Origin of the sequence: Pseudomonas sp. PDM17 (assembly GCF_014851985.1) — a bacterium.
GTDB lineage: Bacteria > Pseudomonadota > Gammaproteobacteria > Pseudomonadales > Pseudomonadaceae > Pseudomonas.
Genome location: NZ_JACVAT010000004.1, coordinates 1 through 19613, shown reverse-complemented (window position 1 = coordinate 19613; position 19613 = coordinate 1). Strand labels below are relative to the sequence as shown.

Here is a 19613-nt window from a genome sequence, read left to right as displayed (position 1 = left end):
CGGCCCCGCACAAGCGGGGCTTTTTCATTCTGGTGACCCATGAAACCTGTCTTTCGCATCGTCGCCGATGGCCGCGACATCTCGGCACAGGTCAACGACCGCGTGCTCGAACTGGTGGTAACCGACAAGCATGGCCTGGAGTCGGACACCCTTTCTCTCACTCTCGATGATCGCGCCGGCACTGTGGTGTTGCCGCGGCGCGGCGCGCAGCTGGAACTGTACCTGGGCTATGACGAAACGGGTGTCGCGCCGATGGGGCGCTATACGGTGGACACCGTAACCTTCAGCGGCGCGCCCGATACGCTGGTGATCAAGGCCAAGTCCGGCGACTCGCGCAATGCCGGCAAGTCCGTTCGCAGTGACAGCTGGGAGAACGTGACACTGGCCGAAGTGGTGGCCCGCATTGCCGAGCGCAACGGCTGGAAGGCTGAGTGCGAAGTGAAGACGCGAATTGCGCGCGCGGACCAGATCAATGAGTCCGACTATCACTTCATCACCCGCCTGGCGCGTCAGTACGACTGTACAGCGAAGATCGCTGACCTGAAGTTGCTGGTCATGCCCCGTCAGGCGGGCCGAAGTGCTTCGGGACAGGCGCTGGACAACGTGCGCCTCATGCGCGGGGATGTCAGCTCTTTCACCTTTACCCTGGACGATCGCAAGGTGGTCGCGAAGGTGGTCGTGCCTTTCCAGGGGCCTGACGGCACTCTGCGCACGGTGACGGCGGCAAACCCGAATGCGCCGAAGAAGGTACTGGCCGAGTACGTCGAGCGCCATGTCCAGGCCAATGAGACGGCAGCCCAGCAGCTGGCCAAGTCGAGACTGGCGGACTTCAACCGGCAGACCGCCGGCGTCCGTTTGCAACTGCCGGGCCGCGCAGATCTCTTCGCGGAGTGCCTGGTCGAGCTGAGCGGATTCAAGACCGGAGTCGACGGCGTTTACCTGGTCGATACCGTGACCCAGCACTACCAGGCGAGCGGTTGGACGACCAGCGTGCTGTGCAATGGCGGGAGCGACGGCAAGGCAATGGCAGGGGAGGGCGGCTGACATGCTCATCGACGAACGCCAGCTTCTGCTGATCCTGCCCAACGCCCGCCCCGTCGCGGGCGTTTTTCTGCCGGTGCTGGAGGCAGCGATGCGCGACTTTGGTATCGACACGCCGCCGCGCGTTGCCGCCTTCCTCGCCCAGGTCGGGTACGAGAGCGCGCAGCTGACCCGTTGCGTGGAGAGCCTGACCTACAGCGCGCAGCGCCTGGCCGTTGTCTGGCCTCGGCGCTTCCGCAGTGCCGACGGCTCGCCCACGGCGCTGGCGCGGGAGGTGGCGTACCAGCCGGAGCGCATTGCCAACCTCGTCTACGCCGGGCGCAATGGCAACGGCGACGAGGCCTCCGGCGATGGCTGGCGCTTTCGGGGACGGGGTCTGCTGCAGGTGACCGGGCGGAGCAATTACCGTTCTGTCGGCGAAGGGCTCGCGCAACCTTTTGTCGCTCGCCCGCAGCTGCTGGCGGAGCCGCGCTGGGCGTGTCGCACCGCCGCCTGGTGGTGGCAATGCAACGGGCTCAACGAGCTGGCTGATGCGGTGCGCTTCGAGGACATCACCCGGCGCATCAATGGGGGATTGAATGGCCAGGAGGTCCGGGCACAGCTCTGGCGCCGTGCGCTGGAGGTTCTGCAATGAGCCGCTTCTGGCTGGCGCTGGGCCTGACCGGCTTTCTGGTGGGGGGCTGTATCGGTGGCTGGCTGACCGCGCGCTTTTATGGTGGGCAGCTGGATAGCCTGCACCTGGAGCAGGCTCGTTGCAGCGATGCCGGCAAAGTTCTGGAATCGAAGCTGGCGCTGCAGAACACCCAGGTCGAAGCGCTGGAGCAGGCTGCCCGCCAGCGTGCGGACGCCGCCGAGCGCGCTCTGACACTGGCCCGCGAACAGGCGCAGAGCCATGAGGCCGCTGCCAGCCGGCTGTTGCTGGAGCGCAGCGAAGGCGAGGAGTGCGCCGTGGTACGTCAACTGATCGACCGGGAGCTGTTGCCATGAAGCTGCTGCGGGTAATCCCCGCGCTGCTTCTGGTGGGGTGCGCATCCACCGCGCCGGCGCCGGTGGAAGTGCGCGTTGCCGTCCCGGTGCCGTGCCAGGCGCCGGCTGTCGAAACCCCTCGATTCGCCACCGCCGACCTGCGCCCGGCGGACGACCTGCAAACCAAAGTGCGCGCGCTGCTGGCCGAGCGGCAGCAGCACCTGGCCTACGAAACCCGCCTGCATGCTGCACTCGATGCGTGCCGCTGAACCTTCCTACCTTCGTCGGCAGGGCCGCCACGCGTATTGCGCTGGCGCCCGGCCTTGGGCTACTGTTCGGCCATCGCTAGGCGAGACCGCAACCGTGATCCACAGCACCCGCATCATCACCTCCCTCCTCAAGGCATTCGCCCGTTGGCGCTGGCGCGCCTGATTCCTTCTTTCCCGGCATAGCGCCGGTCTCTTCTTACGCGTCCATTTCTCCCATCCGCTGGCATAATTGCCAGATTCGCGCAGCCCGCGAGGCCGCAACGGGTGTCGACGATGGCGCGATCCGAAAGCAGTGCAATCATGAGGTTCGAGCAGACATGCTGCTGATGATCGATAACTACGATTCCTTCACCTACAACCTGGTGCAGTACTTCGCCGAGTTGAAGGCCGACATCCACGTCATTCGCAATGACGAACTGAGCGTCGACGAGATCGCCGCGCTCAACCCTGAACGCATTGTCCTGTCTCCCGGCCCGTGTACGCCGAATGAGGCGGGCGTGTCCCTGGAAGTCATCGAGCGCTTCGCCGGCAAGCTCCCGCTGCTGGGCGTATGCCTGGGCCATCAGTCCATCGGCCAGGCCTTCGGTGGTGACGTGGTGCGGGCCCGCCAGGTCATGCACGGCAAGGTCAGCCCGGTGTTCCACAAGGGCCAGGGCGTATTCGCCGGCCTGAACAATCCGCTGACCCAGACCCGTTACCACTCCTTGGTGGTGAAGCGCGAGACGCTGCCCGACTGCCTGGAAATCACCGCCTGGACGGCGCTGGAAGACGGCTCGGTCGACGAGATCATGGGCCTGCGCCACAAGACGCTGAACGTCGAGGGCGTGCAGTTCCACCCCGAGTCGATCCTTTCCGAACAGGGCCACGAGATGCTGGCCAACTTCCTCAAGCAGACCGGCGGAGTGCGCGCATGAACATCAAGGAAGCCCTCGGCCGCGTGGTCACCCAGCTGGACCTGACCACCGAGGAAATGCAGGACGTCATGCGCGAGATCATGACCGGGCAGTGCACCGACGCTCAGATCGGCGCCTTCCTCATGGGCATGCGCATGAAGAGCGAGACCATCGACGAGATCGTCGGCGCCGTGGCGGTGATGCGCGAGCTGGCCGACCAGGTCGAGTTGGACAGCCTGAAGCACGTGGTCGACGTGGTCGGCACCGGTGGCGACGGCGCGAACATCTTCAACGTGTCCTCGGCGGCGGCCTTCGTGGTCGCCGCGGCTGGCGGCAAGGTCGCCAAGCACGGAAACCGTGCGGTCTCCGGCAAGAGCGGCAGCGCCGACCTGCTGGAAGCTGCCGGCATCTACCTGGACCTCAAGCCCGTCCAGGTGAAACGTTGCATCGAGACCGTCGGCGTCGGCTTCATGTTCGCCCAGGTCCACCACAAGGCCATGAAGCACGCTGCCGCGCCGCGCCGCGAGCTGGGCCTGCGTACCCTGTTCAACATGCTCGGCCCGCTGACCAACCCGGCTGGGGTGAAGCACCAAGTGGTCGGCGTGTTCAGCCAGGCGCTGTGCCGCCCCCTGGCCGAGGTGCTCAAGCGCCTGGGCAGCGAGCACATCCTGGTGGTGCATTCGCGCGATGGCCTGGACGAGTTCAGCCTCGCCGCGCCGACTCACGTTGCCGAACTGAAGGACGGCGTGGTCACCGAATACGAAGTGCAGCCTGAAGATTTCGGCATCAAGAGCCAGAGCCTGATCGGCCTGACCGTGGATAGCCCGCAGCAGTCGCTGGAGCTGATCCGTGATGCCCTCGGCCGGCGCAAGACCGAGGCCGGCCAGAAGGCTGCCGAGCTGATCGTGCTCAACGCCGGCGCCGCGCTCTACGCCGCGGACCTGGCCACCAGCTTGCACGAAGGCATGCAATTGGCCCACGACGCCCTGCACACCGGGCTGGCGCGGGAGAAGATGGAAGAGCTGGCGGCCTTCACCGCCGTTTACCGAGAGGAGAATGCACAGTGAGTGTGCCGACGGTTCTGCAGAAGATCCTGGCCCGCAAGGCCGAAGAAGTCGCCGAACGCCGCACCCGCGTGAGCATCGCCGAGCTCGAGCAGCTGGCGCGTGCCGCTGACGCCCCGCGCGGTTTTGCCAATGCTCTGCTGGAGCGCGCCAAGCGTCGTGAACCGGCAGTGATCGCCGAGGTGAAAAAAGCTTCCCCGAGCAAGGGCATCCTGCGCGAGAACTTCGACCCTGCCGATATCGCCCGCAGCTACGAAGAGGGCGGCGCAGCCTGTCTCTCGGTGCTGACCGATATCGACTTCTTCCTCGGCAGCGACGCCTACCTGAAGGAAGCCCGCGCGGCCTGCAAGCTGCCGGTGATCCGCAAGGACTTCCTGATCGATCCGTACCAGGTGGTGGAAGCTCGTGCCATTGGTGCCGACTGCATCCTGCTGATCGTCTCGGCGCTGGATGACGTGCGCATGGCCGAGCTGGCCTCGGTGGCCAAGGACGTCGGCCTCGACGTGCTGGTGGAAGTGCATGACGCCCCGGAGCTGGAGCGCGCACTGAAGACCCTGGACACCCCGCTGGTCGGCATCAATAACCGCAACCTGCACACCTTCGAAGTGAGCCTGGAGACCACCCTGGACCTGCTGCCGGAAATCCCGCGTGAGCGCATGGTGATCACCGAGAGCGGCATCCTCAACCGGGCCGATGTCGAGCTGATGGAAGTCAGCGACGTGTTCGGCTTCCTTGTCGGTGAAGCCTTCATGCGCGCCGACGAGCCGGGTACCGAGCTCAAGCGCCTGTTCTTCCCCGAACGCAGCAAGGTCAAGCTGGGCGCCGATCCGGACTGATGCTTCCTGCGGACAACAAAAAAGCCGGCGATTGCCGGCTTTTTTGTTGTCTGGCGACTCTTCAGCGGGTGCCGAAGACCACCATGGTCTTGCCTTTCACGTGCACCAGGCCCTGTTCTTCCAGGCTCTTGAGCACGCGTCCGACCATCTCGCGGGAGCAGCCGACGATGCGGCCGATTTCCTGGCGGGTGATCTTGATCTGCATGCCGTCCGGGTGGGTCATGGCGTCCGGCTGCTGGCACAGGTCCAGCAGGGTGCGCGCGACGCGACCGGTGACGTCGAGGAAGGCCAGGTCGCCGACCTTGCGCGTGGTCTTGCGCAGGCGGTCCGCCATCTGGCTGCCCAGGGTGAAGAGAATCTCCGGGTCCTGCTGGCTCAGTTCGCGGAACTTCGCGTAGCTGATCTCGGCGACTTCGCATTCGGTCTTGGCGCGGATCCAGGCGCTACGCTCCTGGCCGGTGCTGCCTTCCTTCTCGAAGAGCCCCATCTCCCCGAAGAAGTCGCCAGTGTTGAGGTAACCGATGATCATCTCGCGGCCATCGTCATCCTCGATCAGGACGGTCACCGACCCCTTGATGATGAAGAACAGGCTCTCGCAGCGGTCACCGGCGTAGATGATGGTGCTCTTGGCGGTGAAGCGGCGGCGATGACAGTGCGCGAGCAACTTGTCGAGGTTCTTGATTTTGGGTGTGAGGGTAATAGCTACCATGCCCGAGTCCCGGAAAGTAGAAAGAGTGGCCTTTGCACAACAGGCGCTAATGATTTTTTATGTTCAGCTTTAGTGCCGTGCGTCCCTGGCGCGATCCCCCTCGATCCCCAGGGCGGCATGATTGCCTTGCTGAGCAGTCTTGCATGTACGTAAATCAGCAAGAGCTTAACAGACGACGTGTTACCAGCAATCGGAAGTCTGGAACGTTCGTGTAGGCAATTTCTGAGAGTGTGCCAGTAAACCGGCGCCAGCTTAAGTGATAAATGCATACTTGCCGTGTGGAAATGAGACTTGGGTAACAGCCATCGCTCCCACTGGGCGTGCTAGGGGCCTGTGATAAGCTGTCGCCCCTTTTTTTCGGCGGAGTTCCTTGCAATGAAAGCGCGAATCCAGTGGGCGGGCGAGGCGATGTTCCTCGGTGAATCCGGCAGCGGCCACGTCGTGGTGATGGACGGCCCGCCAGACGCCGGTGGCCGCAACCTGGGCGTGCGCCCCATGGAAATGCTCCTGCTCGGCCTGGGCGGTTGCACCAACTTCGACGTGGTCAGCATCCTGAAGAAGGGCCGCCAGCCGGTGGAAAGCTGTGAAGCCTTCCTCGAAGCCGAGCGCGCCGACGAAGACCCGAAGGTGTTTACCAAGATCCACGTGCATTTCGTGGTCAAGGGCCGTGGCCTGAAGGAAGCGCAGGTCAAGCGCGCGGTCGAGCTGTCGGCCGAGAAATACTGCTCTGCCTCGATCATGCTCGGTCGCGCTGGCGTCGAGATCACCCACGACTACGAGATCGTGGAACTGGGCTGACAGCCCCCTTCATCCTTTCATCATCAAGGGTGCGCAAACTCTGGCAGAGGTCGCCTGACCTCTGCATAATGCGCCACCTTTTTTCAGGGCCATCCGGCCCGAAACCAAGCAACCACAATCGCCATCGCGAAGAGGTGTAAACCGTCCTACGCAGGTGCCGCCGTACGCATCTGACGGGCATGCTCAACCACGCGGCAGAGCCGCATTTGATGAGAGTTTTCCCACGGTGAAAAGCAAACTCAAGCTCCACGGGTTCAACAACCTGACGAAGACCTTGAGCTTCAATATCTATGACATCTGCTATGCCGAGACGCCTGAAGACCAGCAGGCCTACGTGCAGTACATCGACGAAGAATACGATGCTGAACGTCTCACGCAGATCCTCACCGATGTTGTCGACATCATTGGCGCAAACATCCTGAACATCGCCCGTCAGGATTACGATCCGCAAGGCGCCAGCGTAACCATCCTGATCTCCGAGCAGCCGGTCACCCCGACCGACAGCCAGATCGAGGAATCCCCGGGGCCGCTACCGGAAACCATCCTGGCGCACCTCGACAAGAGCCATATCACCGTGCACACCTATCCGGAGATTCATCCGGTGGAAGGCATCGCGACCTTCCGGGTGGACATCGATGTGTCGACCTGCGGCGTCATCTCGCCGCTGAAAGCGCTCAACTACCTCATCCACCAGTTCGATTCGGACATCGTCACCGTGGATTACCGCGTGCGCGGCTTCACCCGCGATGTGGAAGGCAAGAAGCACTTCATCGACCACGAGATCAACTCGATCCAGAACTATCTCTCCGACGACACGTACGAGGCCTATCAGATGACCGACGTGAACGTGTACCAGGAGAACCTGTTCCACACCAAGATGCTGCTCAAGCAGTTCGACCTGGACAACTACCTGTTCGGCGATGCGACCAGCAACCTGTCGCCTGAGCAGCGCAAGCAGGTGGAAGAACGCGTACGGCACGAAATGCTGGAGATCTTCTACGCGCGCAACATGCCGCGCTGATCTTCCGTACGATGAAAAAGGGCGCCCGGTGGGCGCCCTTTTTCGTTGCCGGCCGGATCAGATCCGGTAGGTGGACTTGGTCATCACCTTGGACAGCAGCGTCATGCCGAACTTCACCGGCGCCGGGAAGCGCAGGCCGCCAGCCTCGATGGCACTGGTGGCGTGGTGTTCCTCGTCCTCGCGCATCTGTTCGAGAATGGCGCGGGACTTCTGGTCCTCGGCGGGGATTTCCGCCAGGTGCTCGTCCAGGTGCTTGCATACCTGGTCTTCGGTGGCGGCGACGAAGCCCAGACTGACGCGGTCGCTGATCAGCCCGGCGGCGGCGCCGACGCCGAAGGACAGACCGTAGAAGATCGGGTTGAGCACGCTGGGGCGGCTGCCCAGTTCGCGGATGCGCTGCTCGCACCAGGCGAGATGGTCGACTTCCTCGTCGGCGGCTTCTTCCATGGCCTTGCGGACCTTCGGCAGCTTGGCGGTCAGCGCCTGGCCCTGGTACAGCGCCTGGGCGCAGACCTCGCCGGTATGGTTGATGCGCATCAGTCCGGCAACATGGCGGGCATCGGTGTCGCTGAGGTGGCTGTCGGGCTGGACGATGGCGGGGGACGGGCGTCCCGGGTGACCGCTGAAGGGCAGCAGTGTGCGCAGCGCGGCATCGGCCTGCAGCAGGAAACGGTCGGCGGGGGAGTAGTGACGGTCGGCGGACATGGCGCACCTCCGAGTAGGAACATTCGCCCGGCAGTTTACCGGATGGCGGATGACAGGTCTTGCCGAGGTGCGCGCAGCTTCTTTTACCCGATCAGCCCGGCGGCCAGTGCATCTGGCGCTGACCCAGCACGTGCATGTGGATGTGGTGAACGGTCTGGCCGCCCAGGTCGTTGCAGTTCATCACCACGCGGAAGCCCTCGTCGCAGCCCTGCTCCTTCGCCAGCCGCTGGGCGGTGAAGAGGATGTGCCCGGCCAGCGGCGTGTCCGCCTCGGTCAGGTCGTTGAGGGTGGACACGTGCTTCTTCGGGATCACCAGGAAGTGCACCGGTGCCTGCGGGCCGATGTCATGGAAGGCGATCACCTGGTCATCTTCATAGAGTTTTTTCGCGGGGATATCCCCGGCGACGATCTTGCAGAACAGACAGTCCACGAAACGTTCCTCCGGCCAGCAGGTGGGTAGGCGGAGGAGTTTAGCGCTATGGATGGAGGTGCGCCCAGTGCGCGCTCAGTCTGCCAGCGCAAGGCGGTTGATGCGCCCGGCCAGCTTGCGCATGACCCAGCGTGGCAGCAGGCGCACGCCGCAGGCGAACAGGCGGTTGCGCCAGCCAGGGATGATCAGCGCGGGTGCGCGGCGCAGCGCTTTCACGGCCAGAAAGGCGACCTCCTCGGGTGTCATGACGCGCTTGCCGTCGTCGAGTTTGCCCAGGTGCAGGTCGGCATTGCGGTAGAAGGCCGTCCGGGTCGGCCCCGGACACAGCACCGAGACCTTGATGCCGCGGCTTTTGAGTTCCTCGCGCAGACCTTCGGAGAAATGCAGCACGAACGCCTTGCTGGCGTAGTAGCTGCTCATCCATGGGCCAGGCAGCAGGCTGGCCATGGAGGCAACGTTGAGAATCCGTCCGCCGCCAGTGCGCTCCATCATCGCGCCGATGCCGTGGCAAAGGCGCGCCAGGGCCAGGACGTTGAGCTCCAGCAGTTCCTGCTCGCGGGACCAGTCCTGGTCAATGAAGGCGCCGGAAGTGCCGACGCCGGCATTGTTCACCAGCAGCTCGATCTGCCGCCCGCTCTGTTCCAGTTCGTGCAGCAGGCCGGAGATCTGCAGCGGTTCGGACAGGTCGCAGACGCGGAACAGCACTTCCACCCCGAAACGCTGAGACAACTCGCAGGCGGCGCTGTCCAGTGCATCGCGCTGGCGCGCCACCAGGATCAGTGCCTGGCCGCGGCGGGCGAGGGCTTCGGCCAGGGCCAGGCCGATACCGCTGGAAGCGCCGGTGATGAGGGCAAAACGAGGCATTCACGAGTCTCTGTGACGGGGTGGCGTTCGACCACGCCCGCCACGGGTTGTTGCATTACTGATCCGAGTCGCCGCCTTCGGTGTCGCCGCTGCTGAAGTCGCCGTCGGAGGGCTCCGCGGTGGCCGCCGGATCGGCAGCTTCGTCGCCCTGCTGGTACTGCGAGGTCTGCGCTGCCTGGGCGCGCTCAACGTAGCTCTGGTAGGCCGGGATCGCGATGGCGGCGAGGATACCGCCAAACACCGGGAACAGCAGCCAGGAGAAGGCCAGGACCTTGACGCCGGTGCTATTGGGCGGCGGCGGCGGGCCGAAGCGGTTGGTAGTCTGCTCGCCGGGCATGAACAGCATCAGCAGGCTGAGGACGGCGTTGACGAAGGGCACCAGCAGGGCGAGCCAGAGCCAGCCGGACCAGCCCAGGTCATGCAGGCGTTGTACGCCGATGGGTACGCTGAAGACCATGGCCGCGATGACTACTGCGGCGATGGCAACCACGCCCAGGGGCATCGAGACGGCCATCAGCAGGCTGGCGACCAGGTAGGCACCGAAGACGATGAAGGACAGTGCAGCGGACCAGCCGAGGTAGCGCACGCGACCGATCCGGCCGGAGAGGCTGCGGACTTTCAGTTCGCCGAACTCCGGCAGGTCTTCGCCGACCTTGGCCTGGGGCGGCGCATAAGGGGAGGGCGTCGCGCTCGGAGTCGTGGCCGCCACGGTGGGCGCCGGGTTGGCCGTGAGTTCGGCCTGGCGTGCCAGGTACTTCTCGATGACGATGCCGCAGGCGCCGCACTCGTTGGCGGTTGTCTGCTCATGCCCGCACTTGGGGCAGGTCATCCGCTCGTTGCTCGTGCTTTCGCCAGCAGCGCGGGCGGCCAGCGTCGCTTCGCTGGGGTGGTCATCGGTCTCTACCAGGCTGAAACCGGCACCGCCTTCGGCTTCCTTGCGGGCGTTGGCGCCGGCGCCATGGAGGGCGCGCAGGTACTTGTCGGCTTCATCGCCGGAGAGGTCGCGCTTGAGAACGACCGGCTGGCCGCTGAACAGTGCTTCGATCTTCGAGGCGTCGCTCTTGAACAGTCGGGCGAGATTTTCCTTGGCGGTTTCCAGGGGGGTCTGCGGCATCAGCGCGCCGTCGAACACGATCTTGAAGCGGGATTGATCCATCGGGGCATCCTTGTCTTCTGGCTATGTTGGAATCGCTACAGCGTAATCGGGCCGCCGGGGGCCAACAAGCGGCCCCGGCGGATATATCGTGAGCGGTGCCGCAGCTCAGACCAGCAGTTGGTTGGACAGGCCGGCGCTGCGGGTCAGCGCCTGGCGGTACTCGTGGTCGAGCCGCGCGATCAGCTCGCCCACTGCGGGCAGGTCGCGGATATCGCCGACACCCTGGCCGGCGGACCATACGGTCTTCCAGGCCTTGGCCTCGTCGCTGACCGGCTTGAGCTTCTCGCCGTAGTCGAGCGCGCCCTTGTCGTTCAGCCTCTGCATGTCGAAGCCGGCGGCCTCGAGGCTCTGGCGCATGAAGCTGGCTGGCACGCCGGAAACGGCGGGGGTGTGGATGATGTCGGCGGCGCGGGCGTTGAGCAGCATGTGCTTGTAGTCCTCGGAAGCGGCGCTCTCGCGGGTGGCGATGAAGCGAGTGCCGAGGTAGGCGAGGTCGGCGCCCAGCACCTGGGCCGCAAGAATTTCGTGGCCGTGGTTGATGCAGCCGGCCAGCAGCAGAGTCTTGTCGAAGAACTGACGGATTTCGGCGACCAGCGCGAAGGGGCTCCAGGTGCCGGCGTGACCACCGGCGCCGGCCGCCACGGCAATCAGGCCATCGACACCGGCTTCCGCCGCCTTCTCGGCATGACGGCGGGTGGTGACGTCATGAAACACCAGGCCGCCATAGCTGTGCACCGCATCCACCACTTCGCGCACCGCGCCCAGGCTGGTGATGACGATGGGCACCTTGTGCTCGACGCAGAGCTTGAGGTCTTCCTGCAGGCGCGGGTTGGTGTTGTGGACGATCAGGTTCACCGCATAGGGCGCGGCCTGCGGGTCGGCGGCCAGCCCGGCCTCGATCTCTTCCAGCCAGGCCTTGAAGCCGCTGCTCTCGCGCTGGTTCAGCGCCGGGAAGCTGCCGACGATGCCGCTCTTGCAGCAGGCCAGCACCAGTTGCGGGTTGGAGACCAGGAACATCGGTGCCGCCACCAGGGGAATGCGCAGGCGGCGGTCGAGCAGGGCGGGCAGGGACATGACAGTCTCCTTGTCGGGGTCAGAAGGGTTTGACGACCACCAGGATCACGATGGCGATCAGGAACAGCACCGGCACTTCGTTGAACCAGCGGTAGAACACATGGCTGCGGCCGTTCTCGCCACGGGCGAAGCGCTTGAGCATGGCGCCGCAGGCGTGGTGGTAGCCGATCAGCAGGACCACCAGGGTCAGCTTGGCGTGCATCCAGCCCTGGGTCAGCCAGGTCGGGTTGAGGTAGAGCATCCAGGCGCCGAGGATGATGGTGAGGATCATCGACGGGCCCATGATGCCGCGGTACAGCTTGCGCTCCATGATGCAGAAGCGCTCGCGGCTGGCGGCGTCCTCGCTCATGGCGTGATAGACGAACAGTCGCGGCAGATAGAAGAGGCCGGCGAACCAGCAGACCACGGCAATGATGTGAAAGGCTTTCAACCACAGGTAAAGCATCGGGACTTCCTCGGATCACGGTGAGCCGATAGTAGTGGCGCCGTGCAATGGCGTCATCCCTGCGTCTATTACACTGAGCTCTTCCGTCCGTGGCTGTTTGCCGCGCGCGCCGCATGGCATCCGGAAGATGCCCGGCTTCGTATCCATGTCAGAACCTGTACCGCCGGAGAGTTCCAGCGAGCCGACTGGTGATCTGTCCGCTCGTACCGTCCCCAAGCGCCCACTGGCGCGACACCCATTGCTGCGCCAGTGGCGGCGCAACCTGGCGTTCTGGCTCGGTGCGTTGCTGGTGGGCCTGGTGGCACTGGCCTTCGCCCACTTGGCTGACCTCGCCAGCGCGACCTTCCGCGGCGTGGTCGCGCATAGTCCGTGGTGGCCGTGGCTGCTTTGCCCGCTGGGCTTCGCCGGCCTGGTCTGGCTGACCCAGGGAGCGCTGAAGAACACCCGTGGCAGCGGCATTCCACAGGTCATCGTGGCGCTGGAGCAACGCAGCAGCCGCACACGCAATGCCTTGCTGTCAGTACGGATTGCCGTGGGCAAGTTGGCGATGACTCTGATGGCGTTGTTGGTGGGCGCCTCGGCCGGCCGCGAGGGCCCGACCGTGCATATCGGCGCGGCCCTGATGTACTCGCTTGGCCGTCGCCTGGGGCTCTATGACAAGCGCACGGTGTCCGGCCTGATCATCGCCGGCGGTGCGGCAGGTATCGCCGCCGCCTTCAATACGCCATTGGGCGGGGTGGTCTTCGCCATCGAGGAACTGAGCCGCACCTTCGAGCAACGCTTCAGCGGGCTGGTGCTCACCGCCGTCCTGCTCGGCGGCATGGTTACGCTCGGCCTGATGGGCAGTTACAGCTATTTCGGTCGTCTCTCGGAAAGCATGCCCCTGGGCCCGGCCTGGATCGCCGTGGTGGCCTGCGGAGTGCTCGGGGGCTTGCTTGGCGGCCTCTACTGCCGGCTCGTGTTGCCGACCCATCGCGGTCCGCTCAGCTTCATCAGCCGCTGGCGCGGGCGCTGGCCGATCCGCTTCGCCGCTGCCTGCGGGCTGGTGCTGGCGTTGCTCGGCCTGCTGTCCGGGCAACATGTGTTCGGCACCGGGTACGCCGAGACCCGGTCCATCCTCGAGGGGCAGCCGGTGGTGGGGCATGACTTCCTCCTGTGGAAGTTCATCGCCAACGTGATCTCCTTCATCGCCGGCATCCCGGGTGGGTTGTTCTCGCCCTCGCTCACCGTCGGCGCCAGTCTGGCACCCTGGCTGACGCCGCTGATCCCCGGCGCAAGCCTGCCGGCAGTGGCGCTGCTGGGGATGTCCGCCTACCTCGCTGGGGTCACGCGCACGCCTCTCACCGCCACGGTGATCACCGTGGAGATGTCCCATAGCCCGGACATGCTGATCCCTATCCTCGCCGCGACGCTGCTGGCCAGTGGTGTATCGGCGCGCCTGAACCCGCTGCCGATCTATCACGCGCTCGCTCGTCAGATGCAGGAAACCCTGGCTCCGACCAAAGGCCCTTAAACCTGCGTGCATTCGCTCTGTTCAGCAGGGGCAGCGGCTCATATCATGGCTGCCCCTGAATTTGGTCCCATAGGTGGAGTGACAGGCAGATGATCAAGGTCGGTATCGTAGGCGGTACGGGTTATACGGGCGTGGAACTGCTGCGCCTGCTGGCACAGCATCCCCAGGCTCGCGTCGAGGTGATTACCTCGCGTTCCGAGGAGGGCGTGAAAGTCGCCGACATGTACCCGAACCTGCGAGGCCACTACGACGGCCTGGCTTTCAGCGTGCCGGACGTGAAGCGTCTGGGCGAATGCGATGTGGTGTTCTTCGCCACCCCGCACGGCGTGGCCCACGCACTGGCCGGCGAACTGCTGGCGACCGGTACCCGGGTGATCGACCTGTCCGCGGACTTCCGGCTGCAGGACGCGGAGGAGTGGGCCAAGTGGTACGGCCAACCGCACGGCGCGCCGGAACTGCTCCCCGAAGCCGTCTACGGCTTGCCGGAAGTGAATCGCGAGGCGATCAAGTCCGCTCGCCTGATCGCCGTTCCCGGCTGCTACCCGACCGCTACCCAGCTCGGTTTCATCCCGCTGCTGGAGAACGGCCTGGCCGATGCCAGCCAGCTGATCGCTGACTGCAAATCCGGCGTCAGCGGTGCTGGCCGTGGTGCCAAGGTCGGTTCGCTGTTCTGCGAAGCCGGTGAAAGCATGATGGCCTACTCGGTGAAAGGTCACCGTCACCTGCCGGAAATCAGTCAGGGCCTGCGTCGTGCAGCCAAGGGCGATGTCGGCCTGACCTTCGTGCCGCACCTGACCCCGATGATCCGTGGCATTCACGCGACCCTGTACGCACGTGTCGCTGACCATGGCGTCGACCTGCAGAAGCTGTATGAAGAGCGCTACGCCAACGAGCCGTTCGTCGACGTGATGCCGGCTGGCAGCCATCCGGAAACCCGTAGCGTGCGCGGCGCCAACGTCTGCCGCATCGCGGTACACCGTCCGCAGGGCGGCGACCTGGTGGTGATCCTCTCGGTCATCGACAACCTGGTGAAGGGTGCATCCGGCCAGGCGATCCAGAACATGAACATCCTGTTCGGCCTGGACGAGCACCTGGGCCTGTCCAACGTCGCGCTGCTGCCGTAAGGAAAGACTGCCCCGGAAGGCGGTCGATTGATCTGGACCAATGGATGAGTCGGATTAGTTGACCGTTTTTCTGGGGTAAGCGGATAATGGTCCGCAATGTTGTAACGTACGGCCTCGGCCGGGAGAGTTTTCACCATGACCATCGAAACCTTCACCCCCACTCCGCTGATGTTCTCGCAAGGCGCTGCGAACAAGGTGAAGAACCTGATCGACGAAGAAGGCAACCCGCGCCTCAAGCTGCGGGTGTTCGTCACGGGCGGTGGCTGTTCGGGCTTCCAGTATGGGTTCACCTTCGATGAAGACACCGCGGACGACGACACCATCGTCGAGCGCGACGGCGTCAACCTCGTGGTCGATCCGATGAGCTTCCAGTACCTCGCCGGTGCGGAAGTGGACTACCAGGAAGGCCTCGAAGGTTCGCGGTTTGTCATCAAGAACCCGAACGCAGCGACCACCTGCGGCTGCGGTCAGTCCTTCTCGATCTGATGCCGTAGCATCGAAAACGCCGCGCAGATGCGCGGCGTTTTTGTTTGTGCGTCGGATTCAGGCGGGGTAGAGCGCGCCGAGGATACGGGGCCCCGGCGCGGCCGTGACTTCCGGGCAGTTGCCGGGCTCGCGTTCAAAGAAGCGATGGGCCAGCCAGGCGAAGGCCATCGCCTCCATCCATTCCGGCGGTACGCCGCGCTCGAGGCTGCTGATCACGCTGGCGCCCGGCATGTGCGCGGCCAGTCGTTGCATCAGTGTCGCGTTGAAGGCGCCGCCACCGCAAACCACCACTTCCTCGCAGCCGGGCTGCGCGTCCAATAGTGCTGCAGCGATGCTTTGTGCGGTCAGTTCGAGCAGGGTTGCCTGCACGTCTTCGACCTTCACCGGGTCGTGCCCGGCGAGGACTGCGTTCAGCCAGTTCAGGTTGAAGCGCTCGCGTCCGGTGCTTTTCGGGCCTTTGGCGGCGAAGAAGTCATCGGCCAGCATTTTCTGCAATAGCGCCTGATCGATGCTGCCGCTGGCAGCCCAGGCGCCGTCGCGGTCATAGGCTTCGCCGCGCTGCTCCTGGATCCAGGCATCCAGCAGGACGTTGCCGGGGCCGCAGTCGAATCCGCGAACCGGCTTGCCAGGACTGAGCAGCGAGACGTTGCTGAAGCCGCCGACGTTGAGGATGGCGCATTCGCGACCATCGCTACCGAACAACGCGCGGTGGAAGGCGGGTACCAGCGGTGCGCCCTGGCCGCCGGCGGCTACGTCGCGGCGGCGGAAGTCGGCGATTACGTCGATGCCCGTCAGCTCGGCGAGCAGTGCCGGGTTGCCGATCTGCACAGTGAAGCCTAGATGCGGTTCATGGCGAATGGTCTGGCCGTGGCTACCGATGGCGCGAATGGCGCTGGTGCTCAGCTTCTCGCGGGCGAGGAGTTCGTTGATGCCTTGGGCGGCCAGGCGTACCCAGCTGTTTTCCGCGAGGGCGGAGCGGGCAATTTCGTCAGGGCCGGGAGAGCAGAGTGCCAGAAGGTCGGCACGCAGCGCCGCAGGCATGGGGAGGTAGTGGGAGGCGAGCAGAGTAGTCTGCTCGCCTTGCTCGATCAGGGCGATGTCCAGCCCGTCGAGACTGGTACCGGACATCACCCCCAGGTAGAGCGGCATGACTCAGCGCTTGTTCAGGGCCAGGAAGGTCGCCTTCTCCTGGTCCATGCGCGCGATCAGCGGTTGCGCCTGTGCCATGAAGCGCTTGCGCTCCGGACCGGACAGCGGATCAGCCGTCGGCAGCTTGGCGCTCAGCGGATCGACATGCTGGCCGTTGACCTGGAACTCGTAGTGCAGGTGCGGGCCGGTGGCAAGGCCGGTCATGCCGACGTAGCCGATGATCTGGCCCTGCTTCACCGCCACGCCGGAGCGGATGCCCTTGGCGAAGCGGCTCATGTGGCCGTACACGGTGCGGTAGCGCTGGCCGTGCTGGATCACCACGGCGTTACCGTAGCCGCCCTTGCGGCCGGCCTCGAGGATCTTGCCGTCGCCGGTCGCCTTGATCGGTGTACCGATAGGCGCCGCGTAGTCCACGCCCTTGTGTGCACGAATCTTGTTCAGGATCGGGTGGAAACGCCCAATAGAGAAGCGCGAGCTGATACGGGCGAAGTCCACCGGAGTGCGGATGAACGCCTTGCGCATGCTGCTGCCATCGGCGCGCAGGTAGCTGGTGCTGCCCTGTTTGCTGGTGTAGCGCACCGCGGTGTATTCCTTGCCGCGGTTGACGAAGCGCACCGCAAGGATGCTGCCGGTACCGACCTGCTTGCCCTGCACCTGCTGGGATTCGTAGATCACGTCGAACGAATCGCCTTCGCGAATATCCTGGGCGAAGTCGATGTCGTAGCCGAGAATGTTGGCCATCGACATGATCAGGTCGTGGGACAGTCCGGCGTTCTTGCCTGCGACGAACAGCGAGCTGTCTACGCGGCCGTGGGCATAGTTCGCATGGACCGAGGGTTTGACCAGGTCGCGCTTGAAGTCATAGCCCTTGGCGGACTTGTTCAGGCTGATGGTCTCCAGGTCGCTGCGCTTGACCTTCAGACCCTGCAGCTCGCCCTTGGTGTCGATGAGGAAGTCCACGTCCTGGCCGATATCAAGACGGGTGAACTGCTTGGCGTCCTTGCTGGCGGCAAGCATGTCGTGCACGACGTTCGCCGGCAGGCCGGCCTTCGCGAACACGGTAGAAAGGGTGTCGCCCTTGCCCACGGTCACGCTTTTCCACGCAGGATCTGCGGAAGCGGAGGGGGAGGGTTGCTGGTTCGAATCGGCGAGATCGTTCTTCTTGTCCGCGTCTTTTCCGGCGCTGTTCTGGTTGTCCGGCTGACCTTCTATCTGTGCAAAAGGCGAAGAGCCGTCGTCTTCCGTGACCGCGTTGGGTCGAAGATCGTCTTTTTCCTGAAGGATCTGCTCGGTGCTGTTTTCCAGCTCGAGATTGAGCGTGGTCTTCTTCGCCTCGACCTCGGCCGAGGGGAACACCAGCAGAGCCAGGCTGAGGAGCGCTGCTACACCGCTTGCGGCCAGCAGATGGCTCTTCGGGTAGTACGGCGCTTTCTGATCGGATTGCGTCATGGCGTGAGTGGTGTTTTTGGAATGTGAAATAACTGCCTAAAATATAACCAAATTCCCTCTGAAGCAACCCTGATGTCGGGCTTCTGACGTCCTGTCCTCTGGCGCTGGGCAAAACTTGTTTTTAGTGCCTGTTCTTGTATCGTTGGTTCCCTTTCGCAATTCGCAACGTACAGGAACCTGCAATGAAGTCGGTCGAAGAGCAGCTGGCGCTGATCCAGCGCGGTGCAGACGAAATTCTCGTGGAGGCCGAGCTGATCGAGAAGCTCAAGCGCGGCCAACCCCTGCGTATCAAGGCCGGCTTCGACCCGACCGCTCCCGACCTGCACCTGGGGCACACCGTCCTTATTAATAAGCTGCGTCAGTTCCAGGAGCTGGGCCATCAGGTGATCTTCCTGATCGGCGACTTCACTGGGATGATCGGTGACCCCAGCGGGAAAAGTGTTACCCGCCCACCCCTCACTCGCGAGCAGGTTCTCGACAACGCCGAGACGTACAAGGCCCAGGTCTTCAAGATCCTCGACCCCGCGAAGACCGAAGTAGCCTTCAATTCCACCTGGATGGACCAGCTTTCCCCCGCTGATTTCATTCGTCTGGCTTCCCAGTACACCGTTGCTCGTATGCTGGAACGCGATGATTTCAGCAAACGCTATGCCAGCAATCAGTCCATCGCCGTTCACGAGTTCCTCTATCCGCTGGTTCAGGGTTACGACTCGGTGGCATTGCGTGCGGATGTCGAGCTCGGCGGCACCGACCAGAAGTTCAACCTGCTGATGGGGCGTGAGCTCCAGCGTGCCTATGAGCAGGAGCCTCAGTGCATTCTGACCATGCCGCTGCTCGAAGGCCTGGACGGCGTGAAGAAGATGTCCAAGTCGCTGGGCAACTACATCGGCATCCAGGAAGCGCCGGGCGTCATGTACAGCAAGCTCGTCTCCATCCCGGATACTTTGATGTGGCGTTACTTCGAGCTGCTCAGCTTCCGCTCCATGGAAGAGATCGAGGGCTTCAAGAAAGACGTCGAGGCTGGCGCCAACCCGCGCGACATCAAGATCAAGCTGGCGGAAGAAATCGTAGCCCGCTTCCATGGTGACGAAGCGGCCGCTTCCGCGCACAAGTCCGCTGGCAACCGCCTGAAAGAGGGCGAGCTACCGGAAGACCTGCCGGAAGTGGAGGTCGCCGCTGCGGAAGACCTGCCCATTGGTGCTGTCCTTAATAAGGCAGGCCTGGTGAAGAACTCGGCTGTCGCTCGCGACTTGCTGTCGTCCGGCGGTGTGCGGGTGGATGGTGAGGCTGTGGATCGCAGCTTTGTCTTCAAGGTGGGCGCTACCCACGTCCTGCAGGCGGGCAAGAAGGCTTTCGCTCGCGTCTCCCTGGTCGCTGAGTGAAGAAAGTTTAAATTAGTCGTTGACGGCCGATTTAAACTCCCTATAATGCGCACCACTCCCAGCGACGAAGCGCTGAAAGAACTTGAAAATCAAGTACTTACAGAGATTCGAAGTTGAGGGTGGTGGTCAGGCAGGTGATTCACTTGCCGCTCTTCATTAGCTGCTCCGGCAGCGAGCTGAAAAGAAGATCGCCGAGGTGGTTGACAGCGAGTTTGATCGCTGTAGAATGCGCCTCCCGC

The 19613-nt window shown here is 63.9% G+C and carries 22 protein-coding genes; 13 read left to right on the top strand and 9 right to left on the bottom strand.

What is annotated here, in order from left to right; all coding sequences use genetic code 11:
• Window positions 1-39 precede the first annotated feature (39 nt).
• The 7 genes from IB256_RS14290 (at window position 40) to trpC (ending at window position 5069) form a co-directional block, all read left to right on the top strand.
• Window positions 40-1044 (top strand): phage late control D family protein, encoded by a 1005-nt coding sequence (locus IB256_RS14290; protein WP_192403002.1) that lies wholly within the window; start codon window positions 40-42, stop codon window positions 1042-1044.
• Between the two features lies 1 nt (window position 1045).
• On the top strand, window positions 1046-1675 hold the full coding sequence (locus IB256_RS14285) for a glycoside hydrolase family 19 protein (RefSeq protein ID WP_192296219.1): 630 nt from the start codon (window positions 1046-1048) through the stop codon (window positions 1673-1675).
• On the top strand, window positions 1672-2028 hold the full coding sequence (locus IB256_RS14280) for a hypothetical protein (RefSeq protein WP_192296218.1): 357 nt from the start codon (window positions 1672-1674) through the stop codon (window positions 2026-2028). The genes IB256_RS14285 and IB256_RS14280 overlap by 4 nt, the downstream gene beginning before the upstream one ends.
• Window positions 2025-2276, top strand: coding sequence for a hypothetical protein (locus IB256_RS14275; protein WP_192403001.1), 252 nt, complete (start codon window positions 2025-2027; stop codon window positions 2274-2276). Before IB256_RS14280 ends, IB256_RS14275 begins: the two co-directional genes overlap by 4 nt.
• Window positions 2277-2593: 317 nt before the next feature.
• The gene (locus tag IB256_RS14270) at window positions 2594-3190 is read left to right on the top strand and encodes an aminodeoxychorismate/anthranilate synthase component II (protein ID WP_192296216.1); all 597 of its coding nucleotides are present in this window, start codon (window positions 2594-2596) and stop codon (window positions 3188-3190) included.
• Complete coding sequence (gene trpD, locus IB256_RS14265; RefSeq protein ID WP_192403000.1) at window positions 3187-4236, top strand: anthranilate phosphoribosyltransferase; 1050 nt, start codon at window positions 3187-3189, stop codon at window positions 4234-4236. The genes IB256_RS14270 and trpD overlap by 4 nt, the downstream gene beginning before the upstream one ends.
• On the top strand, window positions 4233-5069 hold the full coding sequence (trpC, locus tag IB256_RS14260; protein ID WP_081520757.1) for an indole-3-glycerol phosphate synthase TrpC: 837 nt from the start codon (window positions 4233-4235) through the stop codon (window positions 5067-5069). The genes trpD and trpC overlap by 4 nt, the downstream gene beginning before the upstream one ends.
• A gap of 61 nt (window positions 5070-5130) precedes the next feature.
• Here trpC and crp read toward each other — a convergent pair whose 3' ends face one another.
• Window positions 5131-5778, bottom strand: a complete 648-nt coding sequence (gene crp / locus IB256_RS14255; RefSeq protein WP_024763566.1) for a cAMP-activated global transcriptional regulator CRP — start codon at window positions 5776-5778, stop codon at window positions 5131-5133.
• Window positions 5779-6153: 375 nt separating this feature from the next.
• Between crp and IB256_RS14250 the strand changes: the two genes are divergently transcribed.
• Together IB256_RS14250 and speD are read left to right on the top strand one after the other, a co-directional pair.
• Window positions 6154-6576, top strand: coding sequence for an OsmC family protein (locus IB256_RS14250; protein WP_015475289.1), 423 nt, complete (start codon window positions 6154-6156; stop codon window positions 6574-6576).
• A gap of 226 nt (window positions 6577-6802) precedes the next feature.
• Window positions 6803-7597 (top strand): adenosylmethionine decarboxylase, encoded by a 795-nt coding sequence (gene speD / locus IB256_RS14245; protein ID WP_192296214.1) that lies wholly within the window; start codon window positions 6803-6805, stop codon window positions 7595-7597.
• 57 nt (window positions 7598-7654) lie between these two features.
• Here the strand turns inward: speD and coq7 are convergent, their stop codons facing one another.
• From coq7 to hemJ, 6 genes are all read right to left on the bottom strand, one after another.
• Window positions 7655-8302, bottom strand: a complete 648-nt coding sequence (gene coq7 / locus IB256_RS14240) for a 2-polyprenyl-3-methyl-6-methoxy-1,4-benzoquinone monooxygenase (protein ID WP_192296213.1) — start codon at window positions 8300-8302, stop codon at window positions 7655-7657.
• A gap of 91 nt (window positions 8303-8393) precedes the next feature.
• Window positions 8394-8732: a histidine triad nucleotide-binding protein gene (locus IB256_RS14235; RefSeq protein ID WP_192296212.1), complete on the bottom strand. Its 339-nt coding sequence runs from the start codon at window positions 8730-8732 to the stop codon at window positions 8394-8396.
• 75 nt (window positions 8733-8807) lie between these two features.
• Window positions 8808-9596: an SDR family NAD(P)-dependent oxidoreductase gene (locus tag IB256_RS14230; RefSeq protein WP_192296211.1), complete on the bottom strand. Its 789-nt coding sequence runs from the start codon at window positions 9594-9596 to the stop codon at window positions 8808-8810.
• Between the two features lie 55 nt (window positions 9597-9651).
• Complete coding sequence (locus IB256_RS14225; RefSeq protein ID WP_192402999.1) at window positions 9652-10752, bottom strand: DUF805 domain-containing protein; 1101 nt, start codon at window positions 10750-10752, stop codon at window positions 9652-9654.
• A gap of 105 nt (window positions 10753-10857) precedes the next feature.
• Window positions 10858-11826, bottom strand: a complete 969-nt coding sequence (locus IB256_RS14220) for an NAD(P)H-dependent flavin oxidoreductase (RefSeq protein WP_081520751.1) — start codon at window positions 11824-11826, stop codon at window positions 10858-10860.
• Between the two features lie 19 nt (window positions 11827-11845).
• Window positions 11846-12271 carry a protoporphyrinogen oxidase HemJ gene (hemJ, locus tag IB256_RS14215; protein WP_192296209.1) on the bottom strand — a complete coding sequence of 142 codons (426 nt, stop codon included), beginning with the start codon at window positions 12269-12271 and terminating at the stop codon, window positions 11846-11848.
• Between the two features lie 145 nt (window positions 12272-12416).
• On the opposite strand from hemJ, the gene IB256_RS14210 reads away from it, so the two are divergent.
• The 3 genes from IB256_RS14210 (at window position 12417) to erpA (ending at window position 15394) form a co-directional block, all read left to right on the top strand.
• Window positions 12417-13784, top strand: a complete 1368-nt coding sequence (locus IB256_RS14210; protein WP_225601773.1) for a chloride channel protein — start codon at window positions 12417-12419, stop codon at window positions 13782-13784.
• 89 nt (window positions 13785-13873) lie between these two features.
• A complete protein-coding gene (gene argC / locus IB256_RS14205) occupies window positions 13874-14908 on the top strand; it encodes an N-acetyl-gamma-glutamyl-phosphate reductase (RefSeq protein WP_192402998.1) in 1035 nt (344 codons plus the stop codon).
• Window positions 14909-15043: 135 nt separating this feature from the next.
• Window positions 15044-15394: an iron-sulfur cluster insertion protein ErpA gene (gene erpA, locus IB256_RS14200; RefSeq protein ID WP_045212604.1), complete on the top strand. Its 351-nt coding sequence runs from the start codon at window positions 15044-15046 to the stop codon at window positions 15392-15394.
• A 57-nt stretch (window positions 15395-15451) separates the two neighbouring features.
• On the opposite strand, the gene IB256_RS14195 is transcribed toward erpA, so the two are convergent.
• Together IB256_RS14195 and IB256_RS14190 are read right to left on the bottom strand one after the other, a co-directional pair.
• Window positions 15452-16543, bottom strand: coding sequence for an anhydro-N-acetylmuramic acid kinase (locus IB256_RS14195; protein ID WP_192296208.1), 1092 nt, complete (start codon window positions 16541-16543; stop codon window positions 15452-15454).
• 3 nt (window positions 16544-16546) lie between these two features.
• Window positions 16547-17992: a peptidoglycan DD-metalloendopeptidase family protein gene (locus tag IB256_RS14190; RefSeq protein WP_192296207.1), complete on the bottom strand. Its 1446-nt coding sequence runs from the start codon at window positions 17990-17992 to the stop codon at window positions 16547-16549.
• Between the two features lie 182 nt (window positions 17993-18174).
• On the opposite strand from IB256_RS14190, the gene tyrS reads away from it, so the two are divergent.
• Window positions 18175-19374 carry a tyrosine--tRNA ligase gene (gene tyrS / locus IB256_RS14185; protein WP_192402997.1) on the top strand — a complete coding sequence of 400 codons (1200 nt, stop codon included), beginning with the start codon at window positions 18175-18177 and terminating at the stop codon, window positions 19372-19374.
• The last annotated feature ends 239 nt before the right edge of the window (window positions 19375-19613 follow it).